Raw genomic sequence first — 17243 nt, 5'->3', positions numbered from 1 at the left:
CCACCTCCGGTCGTCAAGACCTCTTGAGGAGTCATATGCTGGCAATGGCCCTCGATCGGAACGGTGAGCACCATGGCAAAGGCGTACGAGAAGATCGCCGATGAGCTGCGAGATGCCATCCGCGCCGGCCGCCTGCACCCGGGCGACCGGCTTCCGGCCGAGTCCGCGCTTGCCGAGCGGCACAGGAAGAGCGTCCCGACGGTGCGCGAAGCGCTCCGCCTCCTGCAGGACGAAGGGCTGATCGAAAAGCAACACGGCCGCGGCAACTTCGTCCGCCGGCCCCGGACCCGCGTACTGCGCACCAACACGCGCCACCAGTGGGAGAAGCGCCGCGCCCGCGAGCCCGAGCAGGAGCGGCTGCAGACCGGCGCCACCGAGCACGACACCGGCCTCCAGGTGAACGACCTCGTCTTCCACGCCTCCTACGGCGAGGCCAAGGCGGACACGTCCCTGGCCGAGGCCTTCGGTGTTCCCGAGGGCACGGCCCTGGTCGAGCGGATCTACCGGACGCGGTACGCGGCGGAGACCGCGCCCTTCGCACTCGTGAGCTCCTACCTCGTGCGCGACATGGTCGCCGTCAACCCGGACCTGCTGGACGAGACCAAGGAGCCCTGGCCCGGCGGCACGCAGAATCAGCTGCTGACGCTCGGTATCGAGCTCGACCGCATCGAGGAGCGGATCACCGCCCGCCCGCCGACGCCCGAAGAGGCCGAGGAACTGGAGCTCCCACCGGGGACGTCAGTCATCGTCCTCCGCAAGACCTCCTACGACACCGACGACCGTGCCGTGGAGATCTCCGACGTGACGCTGCCCGGCGACCGCACGGAACTGCTCTTCACCACTCCTCTGGAAAGGTGGTGAGTGCCGTGACCCGGCGCATCGTCATCGTCACCGCCGTCCACGCCCCGTCGGCCCGGTTCCTGCCGGACGCGTACAAGTCGATCTGCGAGCAGGAGCTCCCGGACGGCTGGGAGTGGCACTGGGTGATCCAGGAGGACGGCAAGACCGACCGGGTCGCCCCGCACGTCCCCGACGATGAGCGGGTGACCTTCCGGCAGGGCCGGCCGGGCGGCCCCGGCGTCGCGCGCATGATGGCGCTGGCCCACGCGGACGGTGACCACATCAAGGTCCTGGACGCCGACGACCAGCTGGCCCCCGGGGTGCTCGGCCGCGATCTGGCCGCGCTCGAAGCGGACGCGTCCATCGGCTGGGCGACCTCCCGCGTGCTCGACCTGCTGCCGGACGGCTCGACCGCCGGCTTCCCCGGCGACCCGGAGCCCGGCGCGATCGAGCGCGGCGAGGTCCTGGCGTACTGGAAGGCGAACAACTTCCGTGCCCAGGTCCACCCGGCCACGCTCCTCGTCCGCCGGGACCTGCTCCTCGCCGTCGGCGGCTGGATGGCTCTCCCCGCCTCGGAGGACACCGGACTGCTCCTGGCCCTCAACGCGACGAGCCGCGGCTGGTTCTCGCCGGAGGTGGGCCTGCTCTACCGCAAGTGGCCCGGACAGGCGACGAGTCAGCCGTCCCACACGGAGGCCGCGGAGCGGGATGCCCGGATGGCTGTCGTGGAGGCGCGGGCACGCTCCCTCGCGGACCTTCAGTGGCGCTACCCGGCCGAGGGCCGACGGCTGACCTGAACCTCGTACGCCCTCGCGCACAGCGCCCTCGGCCGCCTCGCCTCAGGGGAGCGTGTCGGCGTCCACCCTGGAGAAGACCAGATCGCTCTCGCCCGTGAGGGGCCCGTCGAGTCGTTCCGGAACGCGGGCGGCCCCGCGAAGCGCCGCCACGTAGCTCTCCGGCGTGTAGTCGTTGACGAGCCGGTACGGATGGAAGCCGTACGCCCCCATCGCCTCCAGGAGTTCGTCGGCGGAGTCTCCGAGCCGCGCCATCCGCTCCGGGGTGACCTCCACGGTGATCTCCGCGTCCGGCCGGAGCCGGGAGAGCAGCGGAGCCATCCCGCGCACGACGCTTCCCTCGGCGCCCTCCACATCGATCTTGATCACGCGGGCCCCGGCGATCTCCTCCGCCGTGAGGAGATCCGGCAGCGGTCGCGCCTCGGTCTCGAAGGCCGACTCGGCCGGCCCCTCATACGGAACGATGCTGTTCGCGCCCATGTTGGCGGAGCTGGCCAACACGAACGTCAGGGTCTCCCGGGTGTCCGAGACGGCGCCGTTGACCGCGCGGATGTTGCCGTAGTCGTTGAGTGCGACGTTCCGGAGGAGGTGCTGGTGGAACACCGGCGACGCCTCGATGGCGACGACCCGGCCCTCGTCCCCGACCAGCCGCGCGGCGAGGAGGCTGTAGTAGCCGATGTTGGCGCCGACGTCGATGTACGTGTCCCCGGGGCGTAGTCGCCTCCGGAGCCAGCCGGTCATGTACGGCTCCCAGACCCCGAACAGGTAGAGGTACCGCTGGATGAGGTCCTGGGTGTCGACGGCGACCAGGGCGCCGAACCCGGTCTCGGTGACGCGCCGGCGGGGGTGTTCCCGCAGGTGGGGGTTGAGGACCCGGCGGGCGAGCAGGGTCTTGCCCGCGGAGACCGGAGCATCACGTACGTACCGGCGTCCGAGGGTCACCAGGGCCTCTGACACGGGGGTGATCATCCGCTTGCCTCTCTGTGGGCGTCACCCGGAACCGTAGCGCTCGGCGCCGCTCCCGCGCCTCGTTGCCTCGGTCAATTGGTTCCGGCATCGCTCTGGCCTCCTCGAAGGGTGCGTGTCACCCTGCCGCCGACGAGCGCACCGCTAGACGAGGAGACGGCCATGACCGCACCCCACGGCACCGCCCAGTCCGAGGCAGCCCTTCGCGCCCGCCACGGTGCCCGCGCACGGAGTGCCGTGGACCGGGCGGTGGCGGCGTGCCGCCACGCCCGAGTCGACGACAGCCAGGCGAAGCTCGTGCCCAACAGCCCGGAGTCGAAGGCCGCCCACGCGGTGCGCCTGGCCGGCCAGGCCGTGGACGCCCTGGCAGGGAGCGTTCCCGACGCCGCGGCCGACGCGCGGTGTGCCCGGAACGCCGCCGCCACCGCCACCGTCGCCGCCCAGGTGGCGCTGGCGCACGACGGCGGTGGCGAGCTTGCCGAGGCCGCCTGTCGGAGCGCGCTCCGGGCATCCCTGGCCGCCGCGGAGGCGGCGGGCGGCCGGGCCCTGGGGCGGGACGAAGAGCTGAACATCAGGGCCGAGGACGCGGAGGCGGCGGCCGTTGCCGCGGCCAGGGCGGCGGGCTGGATCTAGCACCGTACGGCGCTTCCGTACGGCGCTTCCGTACGGCCATTACGTCCGGCCATTACGTCCGGCGGTCGGCGTGCGAGCCGGCCGCCGGACCGCGTCCTGCCGCTCAGCGGCTGCCCGGGACGGCGGACAGGTCCCGGTCGAAGGGCAGATCGAGCATCCGGATCGCGTTGCCCCGCAGGAGCTTGTACACGACATCGTCGGGAAGACCCGCGACGTGATCCGCCGCCACCTGCTTCGTGTGCGGCCACGTCGAGTCCACGTGGGGGTAGTCGGTCTCGAAGGTGGCGTTGTTGACGCCGACCGTCTCGATCGCCTCGATGCCGTGCTTGTCGCGGAAGAAGCAGCAGAAGATCTGCCGGTAGTAGTACGTGGACGGGGGCTCGGGGATCAGGTCGCGGACCCCGCCCCACGCCCGGTGCTCCTCCCACACGTCGTCGGCGCGCTCCAGGGCGTACGGGATCCAGCCCATCTGGCCCTCGCTGTAGGCGAGTTTCAGCCGGGGGAACTTCACCAGGACCCCGCTGAACAGAAAGTCCATCATCGATGCCATCGCGTTGTTGAAGCTCAGCGCGGCCTGGACGGCCGGCGGGGCGTCCGGGGACGCCGCGGGCATCTGCGACGACGAACCGATGTGCATGTTGACCACCGTCCCGGTCTCCTCGCATGCCGCGAAGAAGGGGTCCCAGTAGCCGGAGTGGATGGACGGCAGCCCCAGGTACGTCGGGATCTCGGAGAAGGTCACCGCGCGCACGCCCCGGGCGGCGTTGCGCCGGATCTCCGCCACCGCCAGGTCGATGTCCCACAGCGGGATCAGGCAGAGCGGGATCAGCCGGCCGCCGCTGTCACCGCACCACTCCTCCACCATCCAGTCGTTGTACGCCCGGACGCAGGCGAGGCCCACCTCCTTGTCCTTCGCCTCGGCGAAGGTCTGCCCGCAGAAGCGCGGGAAGGTGGGGAAGCAGAGCGAGGCCTCCACGTGGTTCATGTCCATGTCGGCGAGCCGGGCCTTCGGGTCCCAGCAGCCACGGCGCATCTGTTCCCGGGTGATGCCGTCGAGAGTCATCTCGTCGCGGGAGAAGCCAACGGCGGCGATGATCCGCTTGTACGGGAAGATCTCGCCCTCGTACCGCCACCAGTCCGTGAGCTGGCCGTCCGGGTCGGTCGTGAACCGGTACTTCCCGCCGATGTACTCCAGCTCCCCGATGCCGGCGGTGAAGGGCTTCGGCCCCCGGTCGCGGTACTTGCCCGGCAACCAGGTCTCGAAGAGGTGGGCGGGCTCGATCACGTGATCGTCCACGCTGATCACCCTCGGGAGATCCATGGTGCCGCTGTCGTCGGTAGCCACGCCGCTTACCCCCTGCCCCTCGCCGGTCTCCCGACAAGGATCTGACGATCCATCAGATCCAGGTTATGGGCAGGCCCCGTAAGCGGCAAGGCCGGGCGGGGCGGCGGTACCCCTTGTCAGCCGAGCGCCGTTCCGCTGAACTGACGATCCGTCAGAACAATTCTGGGAGGGCCCTCGATGCAGACGATCTGGCTCGACGGAGCCGAGTGGACAGCGGTTCTTCGGATAGGCCTCGGCCTGTGGTGGCTGGAAAGCTGGCGCCACAAGGACAAGAAGGACTGGTTCGCCGGCGGCGGGATCCGCTGGGCGGCGGGGGTGGCGGCCGAGCACCGCTGGGGTTTCGTCCGCCAGGGCTTCGACCGCGTCGTGAAGCCCCGCCCGCGCCTGATGGCCCACCTCGTCGCGCATGCGGAGCTGGCCCTCGGCCTCGGGCTCGTCCTCGGCTTCCTGACCCCGATCGCGCTGATCGCCGGGCTGATCCTCAACCTGATCTACCTGATCCTGATGATTCACGACTGGGGCGAGCAGGGACAGAACCTGATGATGGCGCTGATCTCGGCCGTCGCGTTCTTCGGCATGGGATGGCAGACGTGGTCACTGGACAGCGGCCTGGGAATTTTCGGCTAGTACGGGCCGCACCTCGGACAGCAACTCCTAATATCCTCTGGACACCTGAATCAGCATCATGTCCGGGGGACGGGGACGCATGGGGAGCGCCGAGCAGTGGGTCACGATCGCCGCGGTGTTGCTGGGCGCGCTGACCACCCACCTCACGACGTACGCCATGGAGCGCCAGCGCAAGAAGCACGAACTGGTGACTCGCTGGGACGGCAGGAAACTCGAAGCGTACGAGCACTACATCGACAGCGTCCGCGCCTGCGTCTTCCTGGCGGTCCACCTCTATGAGTGCCGCGAGGGCCTCCGGGAGCGGGACAAGTCCGACCAGGAGCTGCTGGCCGAGATGTCGGAGGCCGGCCGGACCCGGGGCCGGGCCTTCGAGCGGATCATGCTCCTCGCCGGTGACAACGTGGTGGAGGCCGCGCACGAGCTGAACGCCGTCGCCCTCCAGGTCGACTGGCAGGCCAACGGCAAGGTCGACGGGACGCTGGAGGAGTGGCGCGAGCGGAACCGTGCTGCGTTCCGGGCGATCAACGAGTTTCACGAGCAGGCACGCAGGGACCTCGGCGTGGACGGCAGCGTCTCCGGCGAGAAGCACCCCGAGCGCGACCTCCTGCTCCCCTCAGCTCGTCGCCAGGGCGACACCCCCAACAGCTCCTGAGTGCTCGGGCACGCGCGGGGCACCGGGGGTGCTCGGGGGTGGCTCCGGGGGTGTCGGGGGACGCTCGGGGGGTGTCGGGGGACGCCCCGAGGGTGTCGGGGGTCGCTCCGGGGGTGTCGGGGCGCCTCGCCGACGTGAACCGGCCGGCGTGGGCGCCCCGCACCAGAGACGCGGTCAGGCGTCCGGGGCACCGCCGAAGCGCGCCCGGTAGGACTCCAGGTCCTCCTCCGTGATCTTCGCGAAGAGCACCGGCGGCACGGTGAACGCGGTGCCGGCCGGGACCGCGTCCAGGGACTTGGCCTGCTCAGCGGTCACCCAGGTCGCGGTGTCGTTCTCCAGCGCGAAGGCCCCGCGCATAGCGGCCGCCGAGGCCGGGATGAAGGGCTCGGAGACGACCGCGTACAGGTGGATCAGGTTCATCGCGGTACGCAGGGTCAGCGCCGCGCCGTCCGGATCCGTCTTGATCTCCAGCCAGGGAGCCTTCTCCTCCAGGTAGGAGTTGCCCGCCGACCACAGGGCACGCAGCGCGGCGGCGGCCTTGCGGAACTGGAGCGCCTCCATGTGCTCCTCGTACTCGGCCAGCAGACGCGCGATCTCCTCGCCCAGCTTCGCCTCCGCCTCGCCGGCGGTGCGGCCCGCCGGGACGTCGTCGCCGAACCGCTTGCGGGAGAAGGACAGCACGCGGTTGACGAAATTGCCGAGGGTGTCGGCCAGGTCCTTGTTGACCGTGGCGGTGAAGTGCTCCCAGGTGAACGACGAGTCGTCCGACTCCGGGGCGTTGGCGATCAGGAAGTAGCGCCAGTAGTCGGCGGGGAGGACCTCCAGGGCCGCGTCCGTGAAGACGCCGCGCTTCTGGGAGGTGGAGAACTTGCCGCCGTAGTACGTCAGCCAGTTGAAGCCCTTGACGAAGTCGACCTTCTTCCACGGCTCACGGACACCCAGCTCGGTGGCCGGGAACATCACCGTGTGGAAGGGGACGTTGTCCTTGGCCATGAACTCGGTGTAGGTGACGTCGTCGGCCTCGTACCACCAGGACTTCCAGTCGCGCCTCTCACCGTCCGGGGCCGCGTCCGCCCATTCCTTCGTCGCGCCGATGTACGCGATCGGGGCGTCGAACCAGACGTAGAAGACCTTGCCCTCGGCGGCCAGCTCCGGCCAGGTGTCGGCGGGGACGGGCACGCCCCAGTCCAGGTCACGGGTGATCGCACGGTCGTGCAGGCCCTCGGTCAGCCACTTGCGGGCGATGGAGGAGGACAGGTGCGGCCACTTCTCGCTCACCGCGTCGATCCACGCCTCGACCTCGTGCTGGAGCTTGGACTGCAGCAGGAACAGGTGCTTGGTCTCACGGACCTCCAGCTCCGTGGAACCGCTGATCGCGGAGCGCGGCTCGATCAGGTCGGTCGGGTCCAGGACGCGCGTGCAGTTCTCGCACTGGTCACCGCGGGCCTTGTCGTAGCCGCAGTGCGGGCAGGTGCCCTCGACGTACCGGTCCGGCAGGAAGCGGCCGTCGACCGGCGAGTACACCTGGCGGATCGCGCGCTCCTCGATGAAGCCGTTCTCCTTGAGCTTGCGCGCGAAGTGCTGGGTGATCTCGCGGGTCTGCTGGGAGGAGCTCCGGCCGAAGTAGTCGAAGGCCAGCTCGAAGCCGTCGTACACGGCCTTCTGCGCGTCGTGGGCCTGCGCGCAGAACTCGGCGACGGAGAGCCCCGCCTCCTTGGCGGCCAGCTCGGCCGGCGTGCCGTGCTCGTCGGTGGCGCAGATGTAGAGGACGTCGTGACCGCGCTGGCGGAGGTACCGGGAGTACACATCCGCCGGAAGCATCGACCCGACCATATTGCCCAGGTGCTTGATCCCGTTGATATAGGGAAGCGCGCTGGTGATCAGGTGTCGAGCCATCCTGGGATGCTCCATTTCGTGCGTACGGCGCCGGTGACAGTGCCACGGCGGACCCAAGTCGGGAGGCTGCAGCCGGTGCGATCACACGCACCGGGACGTCGACGTCACACATGGTGACGGAACGGGTCTACAGGCCATCGCCATCGTATCGAAGCGGGGGTTTCTCCATCCCCAGGGTTTTCCGGCCGGCCCCGGCGGAGCGCGAAAGGGAACTCGGCCGTCCGGGACGGGTGGCGGCCAGGCGAGTCCCGTCACCCGGATGGGCTTGGTGGGGTCGCGGGGTGGGTGGGGGCGCGGGACGCTCGGGGAATGAGCAACCCGTCCGAGGGGCCGAGTGGCCCGGTTCATCACGCGTATGCCCATCACACCGCTCACCAGGAAGCCGGGGGCGGCGGTGGGGGTGGGTGGGCTTCCGGTGGAACCATGTTCGCCGGCGTACTGCTGATGGTGGGGGGCGTGCTGGGCATGCTCCAGGGGATCGCGGGCATCGCCGAGGACGACGTCTATGGGCGCGTGGGGGAGTACGTCTTCGAGTTCAGCGTCAGTGCGTGGGGCTGGATCCACCTGGCGCTCGGGCTGCTGGTCGCCGCCATCGGTGCGGGGATCCTCAGCGGGGCGGAGTGGGCGAAGGCGATCGGGGTGGCACTGGCCGCGCTGGCGGTGATCGCGAACTTCATCTGGCTGCCGTACCAGCCGGTCTGGGCCATCGTCTCGATCGCGATCGCCGTCTTCGTCATCTGGGCGCTGTGCGCCGAGGACACGACTCCCGTGGCGCCCATGAAGCATTGAGGGGCCGCCGGCGCAGCAGTCGCGGACGAGCCGTGAGCCGGCCTCGTCGTCCAGCCCAGGACGTCGGTGAGCGGGGCGCTCAACCGGCTGCCTGACGTGGACCGCCGGCCGGGACCGCCGCGTCGCTCGTCGCGCCCGGCGGGTTCCTCCAGGTGCCCGCGCGGACGATGTCGTACGCGGTGTCCGGCACCGCCTCGGCCGCGTCGTACACGTCGGCGGTCACGAACGCGGCCCGCTCGGGCGTGAACCCGATGCCGGCGGCGAGGGACCGCGGGCTGCCGGCCTCACCGATGGTCGGGGAGTACACGCGCCGGAGGTTATCCACAGGCTGGGGGCGCGGCGAGCGCATTGTCGTGGCGACCGGGTTGACTGGGGAAGCAGGCGGCGGACGGTACGCGCCAGGTCACCGACGTGTGCGCCCAACTACCGCTGGGGGCCCGCTCTTGTCACCCAGCCTGCGAAGACCACTTGCGATCGCAACTGATAGAAAGACAGCTCTGGAGCACTGGGCATGTCACGTGGGTCAAAGGGGGCTCACGGCACAGGCGAACGCGAATCGGGAGGTACGGGGTGACGTTCGCGGACGAATGGACTCATGTCAAACAGGACGCCGCAGCACGGATGAACCTCGCCGGCGCGGACGGCGACGGCTGGGGCGGGGGCGAGGGAAGCGACGGGCTCAAGACCAGTAAGGCCGCCTGGACGAAGGCGGGAAGCGGCGTCGGGTCGCTGAGAGGCACCATCAAGGAGGGCCTGACCAAGCTGGAGGACGCCCAGCAGGGCCTCGGTGCGGGATCCACCGGCAGCGGCGCTCTGCAGAGCGCGGCCGCCCAGCGGGAGCTGCACACCTCGTGGAAGCGGTACATGGAGAACGTCAGCGGCAGGTGCGGGGCCATTCAGAGCCTGCTGGAGAAGGTCGGCAGCGACCAGCTCAAGACCGACCAGGCGATTGAGTCCGAGTTCGCGAAGCTGGGCAAGTCGTACGAGGACACTCCCGCCGTCGGCGGCCAGAGCCGAGGCCGGTGATCGGCGGCCATGGACTACGCGACGCTCAAGGCCCTGAAGATCTCCGAGTTCGAGGAGGCCGCGGACGGGTACCGCGCGGCCTGCGACATGGCCGGCAAGGCCAAGGACCGGATCGAGAACGAGATCACCGCCGGCATGCGCAAGCAGCTTGAAGGCAAGGCCCTGGACGCCGCCGCCGCAGAGCTGCGGGACCTGGCCACCAACTTCCACTACACGCAGGTCGAGTGCGGTCTCATCAGCACGGCGCTCAACGCGCTCGCGGCGGACCTGACCGGCCCAAAGAAGGCACTTGACGCCGCCGTCGCGGACGCGGAGGCCGCCAACTTCGCCGTCCTGCCGGACGGTTCGGTCCGCTATCCCGCCGGTGGGGAGAAGGTCGACGGCAAGGTCCCGGAGGGCGGCACGGTCACCGGAAGTGCCAAGGGAGCCGGATCCTCCGCCCCGATCGACCCAGCCGGGGACGCGAACGACCTGGCTAGCGCCCTGGAGCGGCAGGCGGCCAACATCCACCCCAACCCGAACTTCGGCCGGGCGGTCGAGTTCGCCAACCGCATAGCCCAGGCGATCTCCGACGCCACGGAGGCGGACGCGCGGTGGGCACCGAAGCTGCGCGCGCTGAAGGCCGACGACGACCTGACCGTCTCGAAGGAAGACTGGGCGGACGTTCACGCCGACACGGGTGGGGTCCGCGCGGGCGCCAAGGACTACCTGAAGAGCATCGAGGCACCGCCCAAGGACGGCAGTCCGGCGCAGAACGCGGCATGGTGGCAGGGCCTGTCCCAGGAGGAGCAGGAGAGCTACCTCTCGCTGAATGCGGCCACGATCGGTGCGATGGACGGTCTCCCGGCCACGGTCCGCGACGAGGCCAACCGCGTGGTGCTCCGCGACGAGCAGAGCAGTACGGCCATCGCACTCCAGAAGCACCTGTCGGGCGAGCCGAAGCGCTACGAGATGAAGTACACCCTTCGCGGTGACCCGATCGGGGAACGGGAGACCGACGAGTGGAAGAAGTGGAACGAGGAGAGGGAACGGCTGCAGGGCCGTCTGGACGGGATGAGCGCCATCCAGAGCCGCTTCGACGCGACGGGCAAGGACGGCCTCCCCGAAGCGTACCTCCTGGGCTTCGACCCCGAGGGCATGGGCAAGGGGAAGGTCATCCTGGCCAACGGCAACCCGGACACGGCGGACCACACGGGTATCTATGTGCCGGGCACGGGTACGAAGCTGTCCGACATCGGCGGCGATCTGAAGCGGGGCGACGTCTTGTGGAGGGCCAGTGACAGCCTCTCGGCAGGACAGAAGGTGTCGACGATCACCTGGTTCGACTATGACGCCCCGCTCTCGGCGAAGCCGTACACCGATGGGGGCGGGCTGTTCCCCGAAGCGATGTACGACGACCAGGCGAAAGAAGGAGGCCCTCTCCTGCGCTCGTTCCTCGACGGGAACCGTGAGGCCCACTTGACCGCGACCGGAGAAAAGGGTCACACGACCCTTATCGGGCACAGTTATGGCACCACTCTTATCGGCGACGCCGTGAAGTCCTACTCGCCGGGCTTTTTCGACGGTCCGCTGAAGGCGGACGACATCATCGCGGTGGGAAGTCCCGGCATGCAGGTGGACCACTCCGCCGACCTGGGCGTGGAGAAGGGCCACATGTGGGCCATGGCCGCCGAGCCCTCGAAGGACCAGGTGCCTTCGATCGGTCGCGTGGTGGGCCTGGGCGACCATGGGGTCGTTCCGACGGACCCTGAGTTCGGGGCGAACCTCATGCGGACCGACTCGGACGACCACAGCGGCTATTGGCACATGGACGAGGAGGGTCACGCGTCCCTCAGCCTGCGGAACCAGGCCCTTGTCATCATCGGAGACCACGAAAGGGTGGCCCTTGAGTAAGGGAATGCCGGTAAGGGTGCCCAACATCTACCGAATGGCGGTGCATTGCTGCGTCGCATTGGGTCTTCTACTGATGGCTGGATGTGGAAACATGGACGAGAAGAACGCGGAGGAAGTACTCGGCTACCAGCCCGAGGTGCGAGAGATCGCCCCGGCCAAGCGCGAGGTGAATGACATCTCGAGCCGGGTCCTGGACTGGATGGGGGTCGAGGGGACCACGTCGCAGTCGGGGGCGACGGCCACCCACTGCGATGCGGTGGATCCGGACCTGAAGACGCACTACAGGATCTACCACCCGTGGGGAATCCACGACCTGCGCAAGGGCACCTTCGAGCAGGCGATGCAGAACCTGCGCGTGCAACTCCCCAAGAACGGATGGAAGATCACCAAGGACGGTCCGGCGAAGACCAAGGCGAAGGACCCGCAGATCATCGCCGTGAACACGGCGAGCCATCACACCATCGCGATCGAGTGGCTCAGCAACAGAGCCGGCACGCTCAAGGACATGATCAGTGTCGATGTCACCTCGCGCTGCTACCGCGCGCCCGAGGGCACGGACATCTACCAGGAGAAGTGACCCGCACGAGCCGCTGCGACCATCGGGTTACATGGACGCATGACTGAACCGACAGATACGCAGGCACAGGCCATGCCCGATTGGGAGAAGCGGTTCCGGGCGCCGCGGGTGTCGTTGCCGGAGTGGGCGTGGGACGCGCCGGGCAGGGCGTTGTTCGTGTCGAACGCGACCGGGACGTACGAGCTTTACGCCTGGGACCGGGGCACCGGTGAGCAGCGGCAGGTGACGGACCGGACCAACGGGACGACGGACGGCGTGTTGTCGCCGGACGGGGAGTGGATCTGGTGGTTCTCGGACACGGACGGCGACGAGTTCGGCGTGTGGATGCGCCAGCCGTTCGGGGGCGGGGAGGACGAGCCGGCCACGCCGGGGCTGGAGCCGTCGTATCCGGCGGGGCTGGCGATCGGGCGGGACGGCACGGCGGTGGTCGGGCGGTCGACGGACGAGGACGGTTCGACGATCCACGTCGTACGGCCCGGGCGGTCGCCGCTGGAGATCTACCGGCACCGGGAGTCGGCCGGGGTCGGTGACCTGTCGCACGACGGGACGCTGATCGCGGTCGAGCACACCGAGCACGGTGACGCGATGCACGCGGCGCTGCGGGTGGTCCGGCCGGACGGGGCCGTGGTGGCCGAGCTGGACGACACCAAGGGCGGGACGGAGGAGCTGGGGCTCACCGTGCTCGGCTTCGCTCCGGTGGACGGGGACACCCGGCTGCTGGTCGGGCACCAGCGGCGCGGGCGCTGGGAGCCGATGCTGTGGGACGTGGCGTCCGGTGCGGAGACGGAGCTGCGGCTGGACCTGCCCGGTGACGTGTCGGCGGAGTGGTACCCGGACGGGTCCGGGCTGCTCGTCGTCCACAGCTTCGAGGCGCGCAGCGAGCTGTGGCGGTACGAGATCGCGACGGGCCGCCTGGCGCGGGTGGACACCCCCGCCGGGTCGGTGTCGAGCGCGACGGCACGGCCGGACGGCACGGTGGAGTATCTGTGGTCGTCCGCCGCGCACCCCCCGGTGGTGCGGTCCACGGCGGGCGGCGTCGTCCTGGAACCGCCCGGCATGAAGGCGCCCTCCTCGGTGCCGGTCGAGGACGTGTGGGTCGACGGGCCCGGCGGGCGCATCCACGCGCTCGTGCAGCGGCCGGCGGGCGTCGCGGACGGGCCGCTGCCGACGGTGTTCGAGATCCACGGCGGGCCCACCTGGCACGACAGCGACGCGTTCGCCGCGGCACCCGCCGCCTGGGTCGACCACGGCTACGCGGTGGTCCGGGTCAACTACCGGGGCTCCACCGGGTACGGGCGGGAATGGACGGACGCGCTCAAGCACCGGGTCGGGCTGATCGAGCTGGAGGACATCGCGGCGGTACGGGAGTGGGCGGTGACCTCCGGCCTCGCCGACCCCGGCCGGCTGGTCCTCACCGGCGGCTCGTGGGGCGGTTACCTGACCCTGCTCGGGCTCGGCACGCAGCCGGACGCCTGGGCACTGGGCCTGGCCGCCGTACCGGTCGCCGACTACGTCACGGCGTACCACGACGAGATGGAGGCCCTGAAGGCCCTCGACCGCACCCTCTTCGGCGGGTCGCCGGAAGAGGTGCCCGAGCGGTTCGAGGCGTCGTCGCCGATCACCTACGTGGACCGGGTGCGGGTGCCGGTGTACATCTCGGCGGGCGTCAACGACCCGCGCTGCCCGATCCGGCAGATCGACAACTACGTGGACCGGCTCGCCGCCCGGGACGCGGTGCACGAGGTGTACCGGTACGACGCCGGGCACGGCTCGCTCGTGGTGGAGGAACGGATCAAGCAGGTACGGCTGGAACTGGACTTCGCGGCCAGGTATCTCGGGACCCGGGCGTAGGGGAAGTGGGAGTGTTCCGTACCGTGGGGGTGTGTACCGGTTCCTGACGACGCCCCGCTGGTGGGGGATCAACATCTTCGTCGTGCTGGCGATCCCCTTCTGCGTCTTCATGGGGACCTGGCAGCTCGGCAGGTTCGAGGACCGCGTCGACTCCCACCAGGAGGCGGAGCGGCGGCCGGATCCGGGTTCGGTGAAGGCCGCGCCGCTCGACGAGCTGCTGCCCGTCGACAAGGAGACCTCCGGCCGCCACGCCACGGCGACCGGGCGGTACGGGGATCAGTTCCTGGTCCCGGGACGCGAACTGGACGGCAAGGACGGCTCGTACGTCCTGACCCTGCTGCGCACCGAGGGCGGTAAGTCGCTGCCGGTCGTACGCGGCTGGCTGCCCGACGGCGGCAAGGCCCCGGCCCCGCCGGCCGGCCCGGTCACGGTGACCGGCGCCCTCCAGGCGTCCGAGCACACCGGCAGCGCGGGTGTGCACGCGACGGGCGCCCTTCCGCGTGGCCAGGTCGGCATGATCAGCGCGGCGTCCCTGGTGAATGTCGTCCAGGACGACGTCTACGACGCCTGGATCACCCTCTCGCACTCCCCGGCGGGCCTCACCCCGGTCCCGGCTGCCGCCGCGGAGGGCAGCGGGCTGGACCTGAAGGCGTTCCAGAACCTCGGGTACACGGGTGAGTGGTTCGCCTTCTCGGGCTTCGTGCTCTTCATGTGGTTCCGCCTGTTCCGCCGGGAGGCCGAGCAGGCGCGCGACGAGGCCCTCGGCCTTGGCACGCCCCTGCGGCCCGGGGCGGAGGCAGGGGCGGCTCCTGAGCCCCGGCCGGGAGCGGAGCCTGCCGCACGCTGAGGCCACGGCGCCGGGGCCTCCCCAGGGCCGGCGCCCGGAACCGAGCCGGCGCGCGGTGGCGCTGAGGGCTTGGCACTGAGGGCTCGGCGCTGAGGGCTTGGCGCTGAGGGCTCGGCTTGGGGCGCCTCAAATCGGGTCCCTGCGGCCGGGCGTGAAACGCCGGTGGTCGCGCCGGGCACACCGGAGCGACGGAGACCTTCCGCACGCCCCAGCGGGCCACCCCGCAGGGGCCACCGCCCTCGAACGCCCGCCCCGCGCCCGCCCACCGGGCACACTGCGCGCTCCCCCGCCCCGGACCAGGGCGGCCTCGGCGCCCTCCCGGCGGGCCGCCCGCCGCCCCGGCACGTCCGGGAGCCCTCGCGCTGGGGCCGAACCGCCGCGTTACTGAACCGGCAGCAGGCCCGTCCGGTAGATGGTGCCCGCACAGGCGTTGGGGATGGCGGCTTCGGCCGACGGGGCGCCCGGCTCCGCGGTGTGGGTGACCGTGACGCTGCCTTCCGCGCGGGTGCCGGTGCCGTCGTCCTCCTTGCCGAGCTGCGGTTCCGTGGCGGCCGGGCCCGTACCGTCCGAGCCTGCGCCCGCCGACGACGTACCGTCCGTGGGCGTGGTCGGGTCGGGCGAGGCTTCGCCGCCGCCCGCGCCGCCGCTGCCGTCACCGCCGCCGTCCACCGGGCACGTCTCGCTCGGCACCCAGGCGAACTTCACCTCGTACGCGCCCGACGGCTTGAGGAGCATCGGCGCCGGTGCCTCCTGGGACGGGTCGGGCAGGCCCGTCGCGGGGTCACCCGCCGCGTGGGCGACCACCGTGATCTTCGCCTGGTCGGCCGCGCCCATCGCCTGGAAGGCGACGCTTCCGGCGCCGGCGATCGAGCAGTCGGTGCCCGATACGTTCGCGATGCGGAAGGTGCCGTACACCTTGCCCTCCGCGTCCGGCTGGCCGGCCGCCGCGGAGGCCACACCCAGCTGGGCCGCCTCGCACAGCGGCACGCTCTCCGGGACCGAACTGGTCGGTGCCGCCGTGCCACCCACGGTGCCGTCCGAGGTGCCGACCGCGGGCTCACCCGGCTTCTCCACGGGGTCCTCGCCGTCCTTGCCGCCACCGCCGGTCCCCTGACCTGCCGCGGTGCTGGGCGCGCCCTGTCCGGCCTCGCCGCCGGTCTCCTCACCCGTGCCGCCCTGCACCTGCTCGCCGTGCCCGGCGTTCACGGGGCGGTCGTCGGAGGTGCCGCCGGAGCTCGCGACGTGGACGAACGCCGGGACCGCCGTGCCGAACAGCAGCGCGGCGGCGGCCGCCCCCACCAGGGCCTGCCGCTTGCGCGCCCGCCGCGCGGGCACCGCCCGGCGCAGGTGGTCGAGGGAGCCGTCGGCGGGCCGCAGGTCCTGCACCGCGCCATGGAGCATCCGGCGCAGCGCCAGCTCGTCGGCACCCAGCTCACCGGCGTCCGGGAGGCCCGGGACGTCGGGGGCGTCGGGGGCGTCGGGGGCGTCAGGGGCATCCGGATGATCCGAGAGATCCGACAGCTTCTTTTCCGGCCTGTTGTGCCCGTTGTGGCCGTTGTTCACAGTTCCGTTCCCAGTCCGGTCGTTCTCGTTCAACGGCCCGTCCGGCCCATACCGCTCAAAAGAACTCATGCCGTGGCCTCCATGGCGACGCGCAGCGCCGCTATGCCACGTGACCCGTACGCCTTGACCGAGCCGAGCGATATGCCCAGCGTCTCGGCGACCTGCGCCTCGGTCATGTCCGCGAAGTACCGCAGCACCAGCACTTCCCGCTGGCGGCGCTGCAGCCCGCGCATGGCCTTGATCAGCGCGTCGCGCTCCAGCTGGTCGTACGCGCCCTCCTCCGCGCTCGCCATGTCGGGCATCGGCTTGGAGAGCAGCTTCAGGCCCAGGATGCGGCGGCGCAGCGCGGACCGGGACAGGTTGACCACGGTCTGGCGCAGATACGCCAAGGTCTTCTCGGGGTCACGGACGCGGCTCCGCGCGGAGTGGACGCGAATGAACGCCTCCTGAACGACGTCCTCGCACGAGGCGGTGTCGTCCAGCAGCAGCGCGGCGAGACCCAGCAGCGACCGGTAGTGGGCGCGGTAGGTCTCGGTGAGGTGGTCGACGGTCGTACCCGCGGTCGGCGTCGCCTCGGCGCTCTCGGCGGTCTCGGCGCCACGCTGGGACGGGATACGGGTCGTACGCCTAGCGGCGGGCATGGGCGCGATCACCGGCATGCCGCCGGGCCGACGAGGCCGCCGGAGCGGGCGCACCGCGCCCATGCCCACGCCGACCCCGCCGCCGGTCCCTGCTCCGCGAGTGCGGAGCGGAACCACCGCTGTGATGTCGAGTACCTCTGCCACGCCTGTTGGACACGCTTCCCCCCGTCAGGGTTGTACGCGCACGCAGCCGCTTTTGACGGTGCGTCGTTTGCCCTCATGCGTACCCGCTCTTCCCCAATGCCCCGAAATGGCGGGCGCCACGAAGGGGCGACCGCATAGACGCTTCCCGCCCGACCACCG

General features: G+C 70.7%; 16 protein-coding genes and 2 pseudogenes. 12 read left to right on the top strand and 6 right to left on the bottom strand.

Annotated features, from left to right (window positions below):
• The first annotated feature begins 72 nt into the window (after nucleotides 1–72).
• Both AMK26_RS24520 and AMK26_RS24515 read left to right on the top strand, forming a co-directional pair.
• On the top strand, nucleotides 73–861 hold the full coding sequence (locus AMK26_RS24520; protein ID WP_073757105.1) for a GntR family transcriptional regulator: 789 nt from the start codon (nucleotides 73–75) through the stop codon (nucleotides 859–861).
• Between the two features lie 5 nt (nucleotides 862–866).
• Nucleotides 867–1637, top strand: coding sequence for a glycosyltransferase family 2 protein (locus AMK26_RS24515; protein ID WP_073756858.1), 771 nt, complete (start codon nucleotides 867–869; stop codon nucleotides 1635–1637).
• A 42-nt stretch (nucleotides 1638–1679) separates the two neighbouring features.
• Here the strand turns inward: AMK26_RS24515 and AMK26_RS24510 are convergent, their stop codons facing one another.
• A complete protein-coding gene (locus tag AMK26_RS24510) occupies nucleotides 1680–2603 on the bottom strand; it encodes an FkbM family methyltransferase (RefSeq protein ID WP_073756857.1) in 924 nt (307 codons plus the stop codon).
• Between the two features lie 159 nt (nucleotides 2604–2762).
• Here AMK26_RS24510 and AMK26_RS24505 point away from each other — a divergent pair, with 159 nt between their 5' ends.
• Nucleotides 2763–3233, top strand: a complete 471-nt coding sequence (locus AMK26_RS24505; RefSeq protein WP_073756856.1) for a hypothetical protein — start codon at nucleotides 2763–2765, stop codon at nucleotides 3231–3233.
• Between the two features lie 103 nt (nucleotides 3234–3336).
• Here the strand turns inward: AMK26_RS24505 and AMK26_RS24500 are convergent, their stop codons facing one another.
• The gene (locus AMK26_RS24500; RefSeq protein ID WP_073757104.1) at nucleotides 3337–4554 is read right to left on the bottom strand and encodes an amidohydrolase family protein; all 1218 of its coding nucleotides are present in this window, start codon (nucleotides 4552–4554) and stop codon (nucleotides 3337–3339) included.
• 201 nt (nucleotides 4555–4755) lie between these two features.
• Here AMK26_RS24500 and AMK26_RS24495 point away from each other — a divergent pair, with 201 nt between their 5' ends.
• Entirely contained in the window at nucleotides 4756–5205 is a 450-nt protein-coding gene (locus tag AMK26_RS24495; RefSeq protein WP_073756855.1) for a DoxX family membrane protein, read from the top strand.
• Between the two features lie 79 nt (nucleotides 5206–5284).
• Nucleotides 5285–5857 (top strand): hypothetical protein, encoded by a 573-nt coding sequence (locus AMK26_RS24490; protein ID WP_073756854.1) that lies wholly within the window; start codon nucleotides 5285–5287, stop codon nucleotides 5855–5857.
• Between the two features lie 174 nt (nucleotides 5858–6031).
• On the opposite strand, the gene metG is transcribed toward AMK26_RS24490, so the two are convergent.
• The gene (gene metG, locus AMK26_RS24485) at nucleotides 6032–7753 is read right to left on the bottom strand and encodes a methionine--tRNA ligase (RefSeq protein ID WP_073756853.1); all 1722 of its coding nucleotides are present in this window, start codon (nucleotides 7751–7753) and stop codon (nucleotides 6032–6034) included.
• Between the two features lie 309 nt (nucleotides 7754–8062).
• Between metG and AMK26_RS24480 the strand changes: the two genes are divergently transcribed.
• Entirely contained in the window at nucleotides 8063–8542 is a 480-nt protein-coding gene (locus AMK26_RS24480; RefSeq protein WP_443333185.1) for a DUF7144 family membrane protein, read from the top strand.
• Between the two features lie 72 nt (nucleotides 8543–8614).
• Nucleotides 8615–8691: pseudogene (locus AMK26_RS38740) on the top strand (SAM-dependent methyltransferase); the annotation flags it as partial.
• A gap of 5 nt (nucleotides 8692–8696) precedes the next feature.
• On the opposite strand, the pseudogene AMK26_RS36385 reads toward AMK26_RS38740, so the two are convergent.
• Nucleotides 8697–8813 (bottom strand): annotated as a pseudogene (locus AMK26_RS36385) (SAM-dependent methyltransferase); the annotation flags it as partial.
• A gap of 299 nt (nucleotides 8814–9112) precedes the next feature.
• Here AMK26_RS36385 and AMK26_RS24470 point away from each other — a divergent pair.
• The 5 genes from AMK26_RS24470 (at nucleotide 9113) to AMK26_RS24450 (ending at nucleotide 14736) form a co-directional block, all read left to right on the top strand.
• Nucleotides 9113–9568, top strand: a complete 456-nt coding sequence (locus AMK26_RS24470; protein WP_241838044.1) for a hypothetical protein — start codon at nucleotides 9113–9115, stop codon at nucleotides 9566–9568.
• Between the two features lie 9 nt (nucleotides 9569–9577).
• Entirely contained in the window at nucleotides 9578–11461 is a 1884-nt protein-coding gene (locus tag AMK26_RS24465) for an alpha/beta hydrolase (protein ID WP_073756849.1), read from the top strand.
• A 91-nt stretch (nucleotides 11462–11552) separates the two neighbouring features.
• Nucleotides 11553–12038 carry a hypothetical protein gene (locus AMK26_RS24460; protein WP_073756848.1) on the top strand — a complete coding sequence of 162 codons (486 nt, stop codon included), beginning with the start codon at nucleotides 11553–11555 and terminating at the stop codon, nucleotides 12036–12038.
• Nucleotides 12039–12077: 39 nt separating this feature from the next.
• On the top strand, nucleotides 12078–13889 hold the full coding sequence (locus AMK26_RS24455; protein WP_073756847.1) for a S9 family peptidase: 1812 nt from the start codon (nucleotides 12078–12080) through the stop codon (nucleotides 13887–13889).
• Between the two features lie 31 nt (nucleotides 13890–13920).
• Nucleotides 13921–14736 (top strand): SURF1 family protein, encoded by an 816-nt coding sequence (locus AMK26_RS24450; RefSeq protein ID WP_073756846.1) that lies wholly within the window; start codon nucleotides 13921–13923, stop codon nucleotides 14734–14736.
• Nucleotides 14737–15117: 381 nt separating this feature from the next.
• Here the strand turns inward: AMK26_RS24450 and AMK26_RS24445 are convergent, their stop codons facing one another.
• Nucleotides 15118–16299, bottom strand: coding sequence for a hypothetical protein (locus tag AMK26_RS24445; RefSeq protein ID WP_338015595.1), 1182 nt, complete (start codon nucleotides 16297–16299; stop codon nucleotides 15118–15120).
• A gap of 65 nt (nucleotides 16300–16364) precedes the next feature.
• Nucleotides 16365–17084, bottom strand: coding sequence for a SigE family RNA polymerase sigma factor (locus AMK26_RS24440; RefSeq protein ID WP_079277785.1), 720 nt, complete (start codon nucleotides 17082–17084; stop codon nucleotides 16365–16367).
• Nucleotides 17085–17243 lie beyond the last annotated feature (159 nt).

Source organism: Streptomyces sp. CB03234 (assembly GCF_001905885.1).
In the GTDB taxonomy this organism is placed as follows: domain Bacteria; phylum Actinomycetota; class Actinomycetes; order Streptomycetales; family Streptomycetaceae; genus Streptomyces.
The sequence above is the reverse complement of the archived record's forward strand: the minus strand, read 5'-3'. Positions and strand labels throughout refer to the sequence as shown.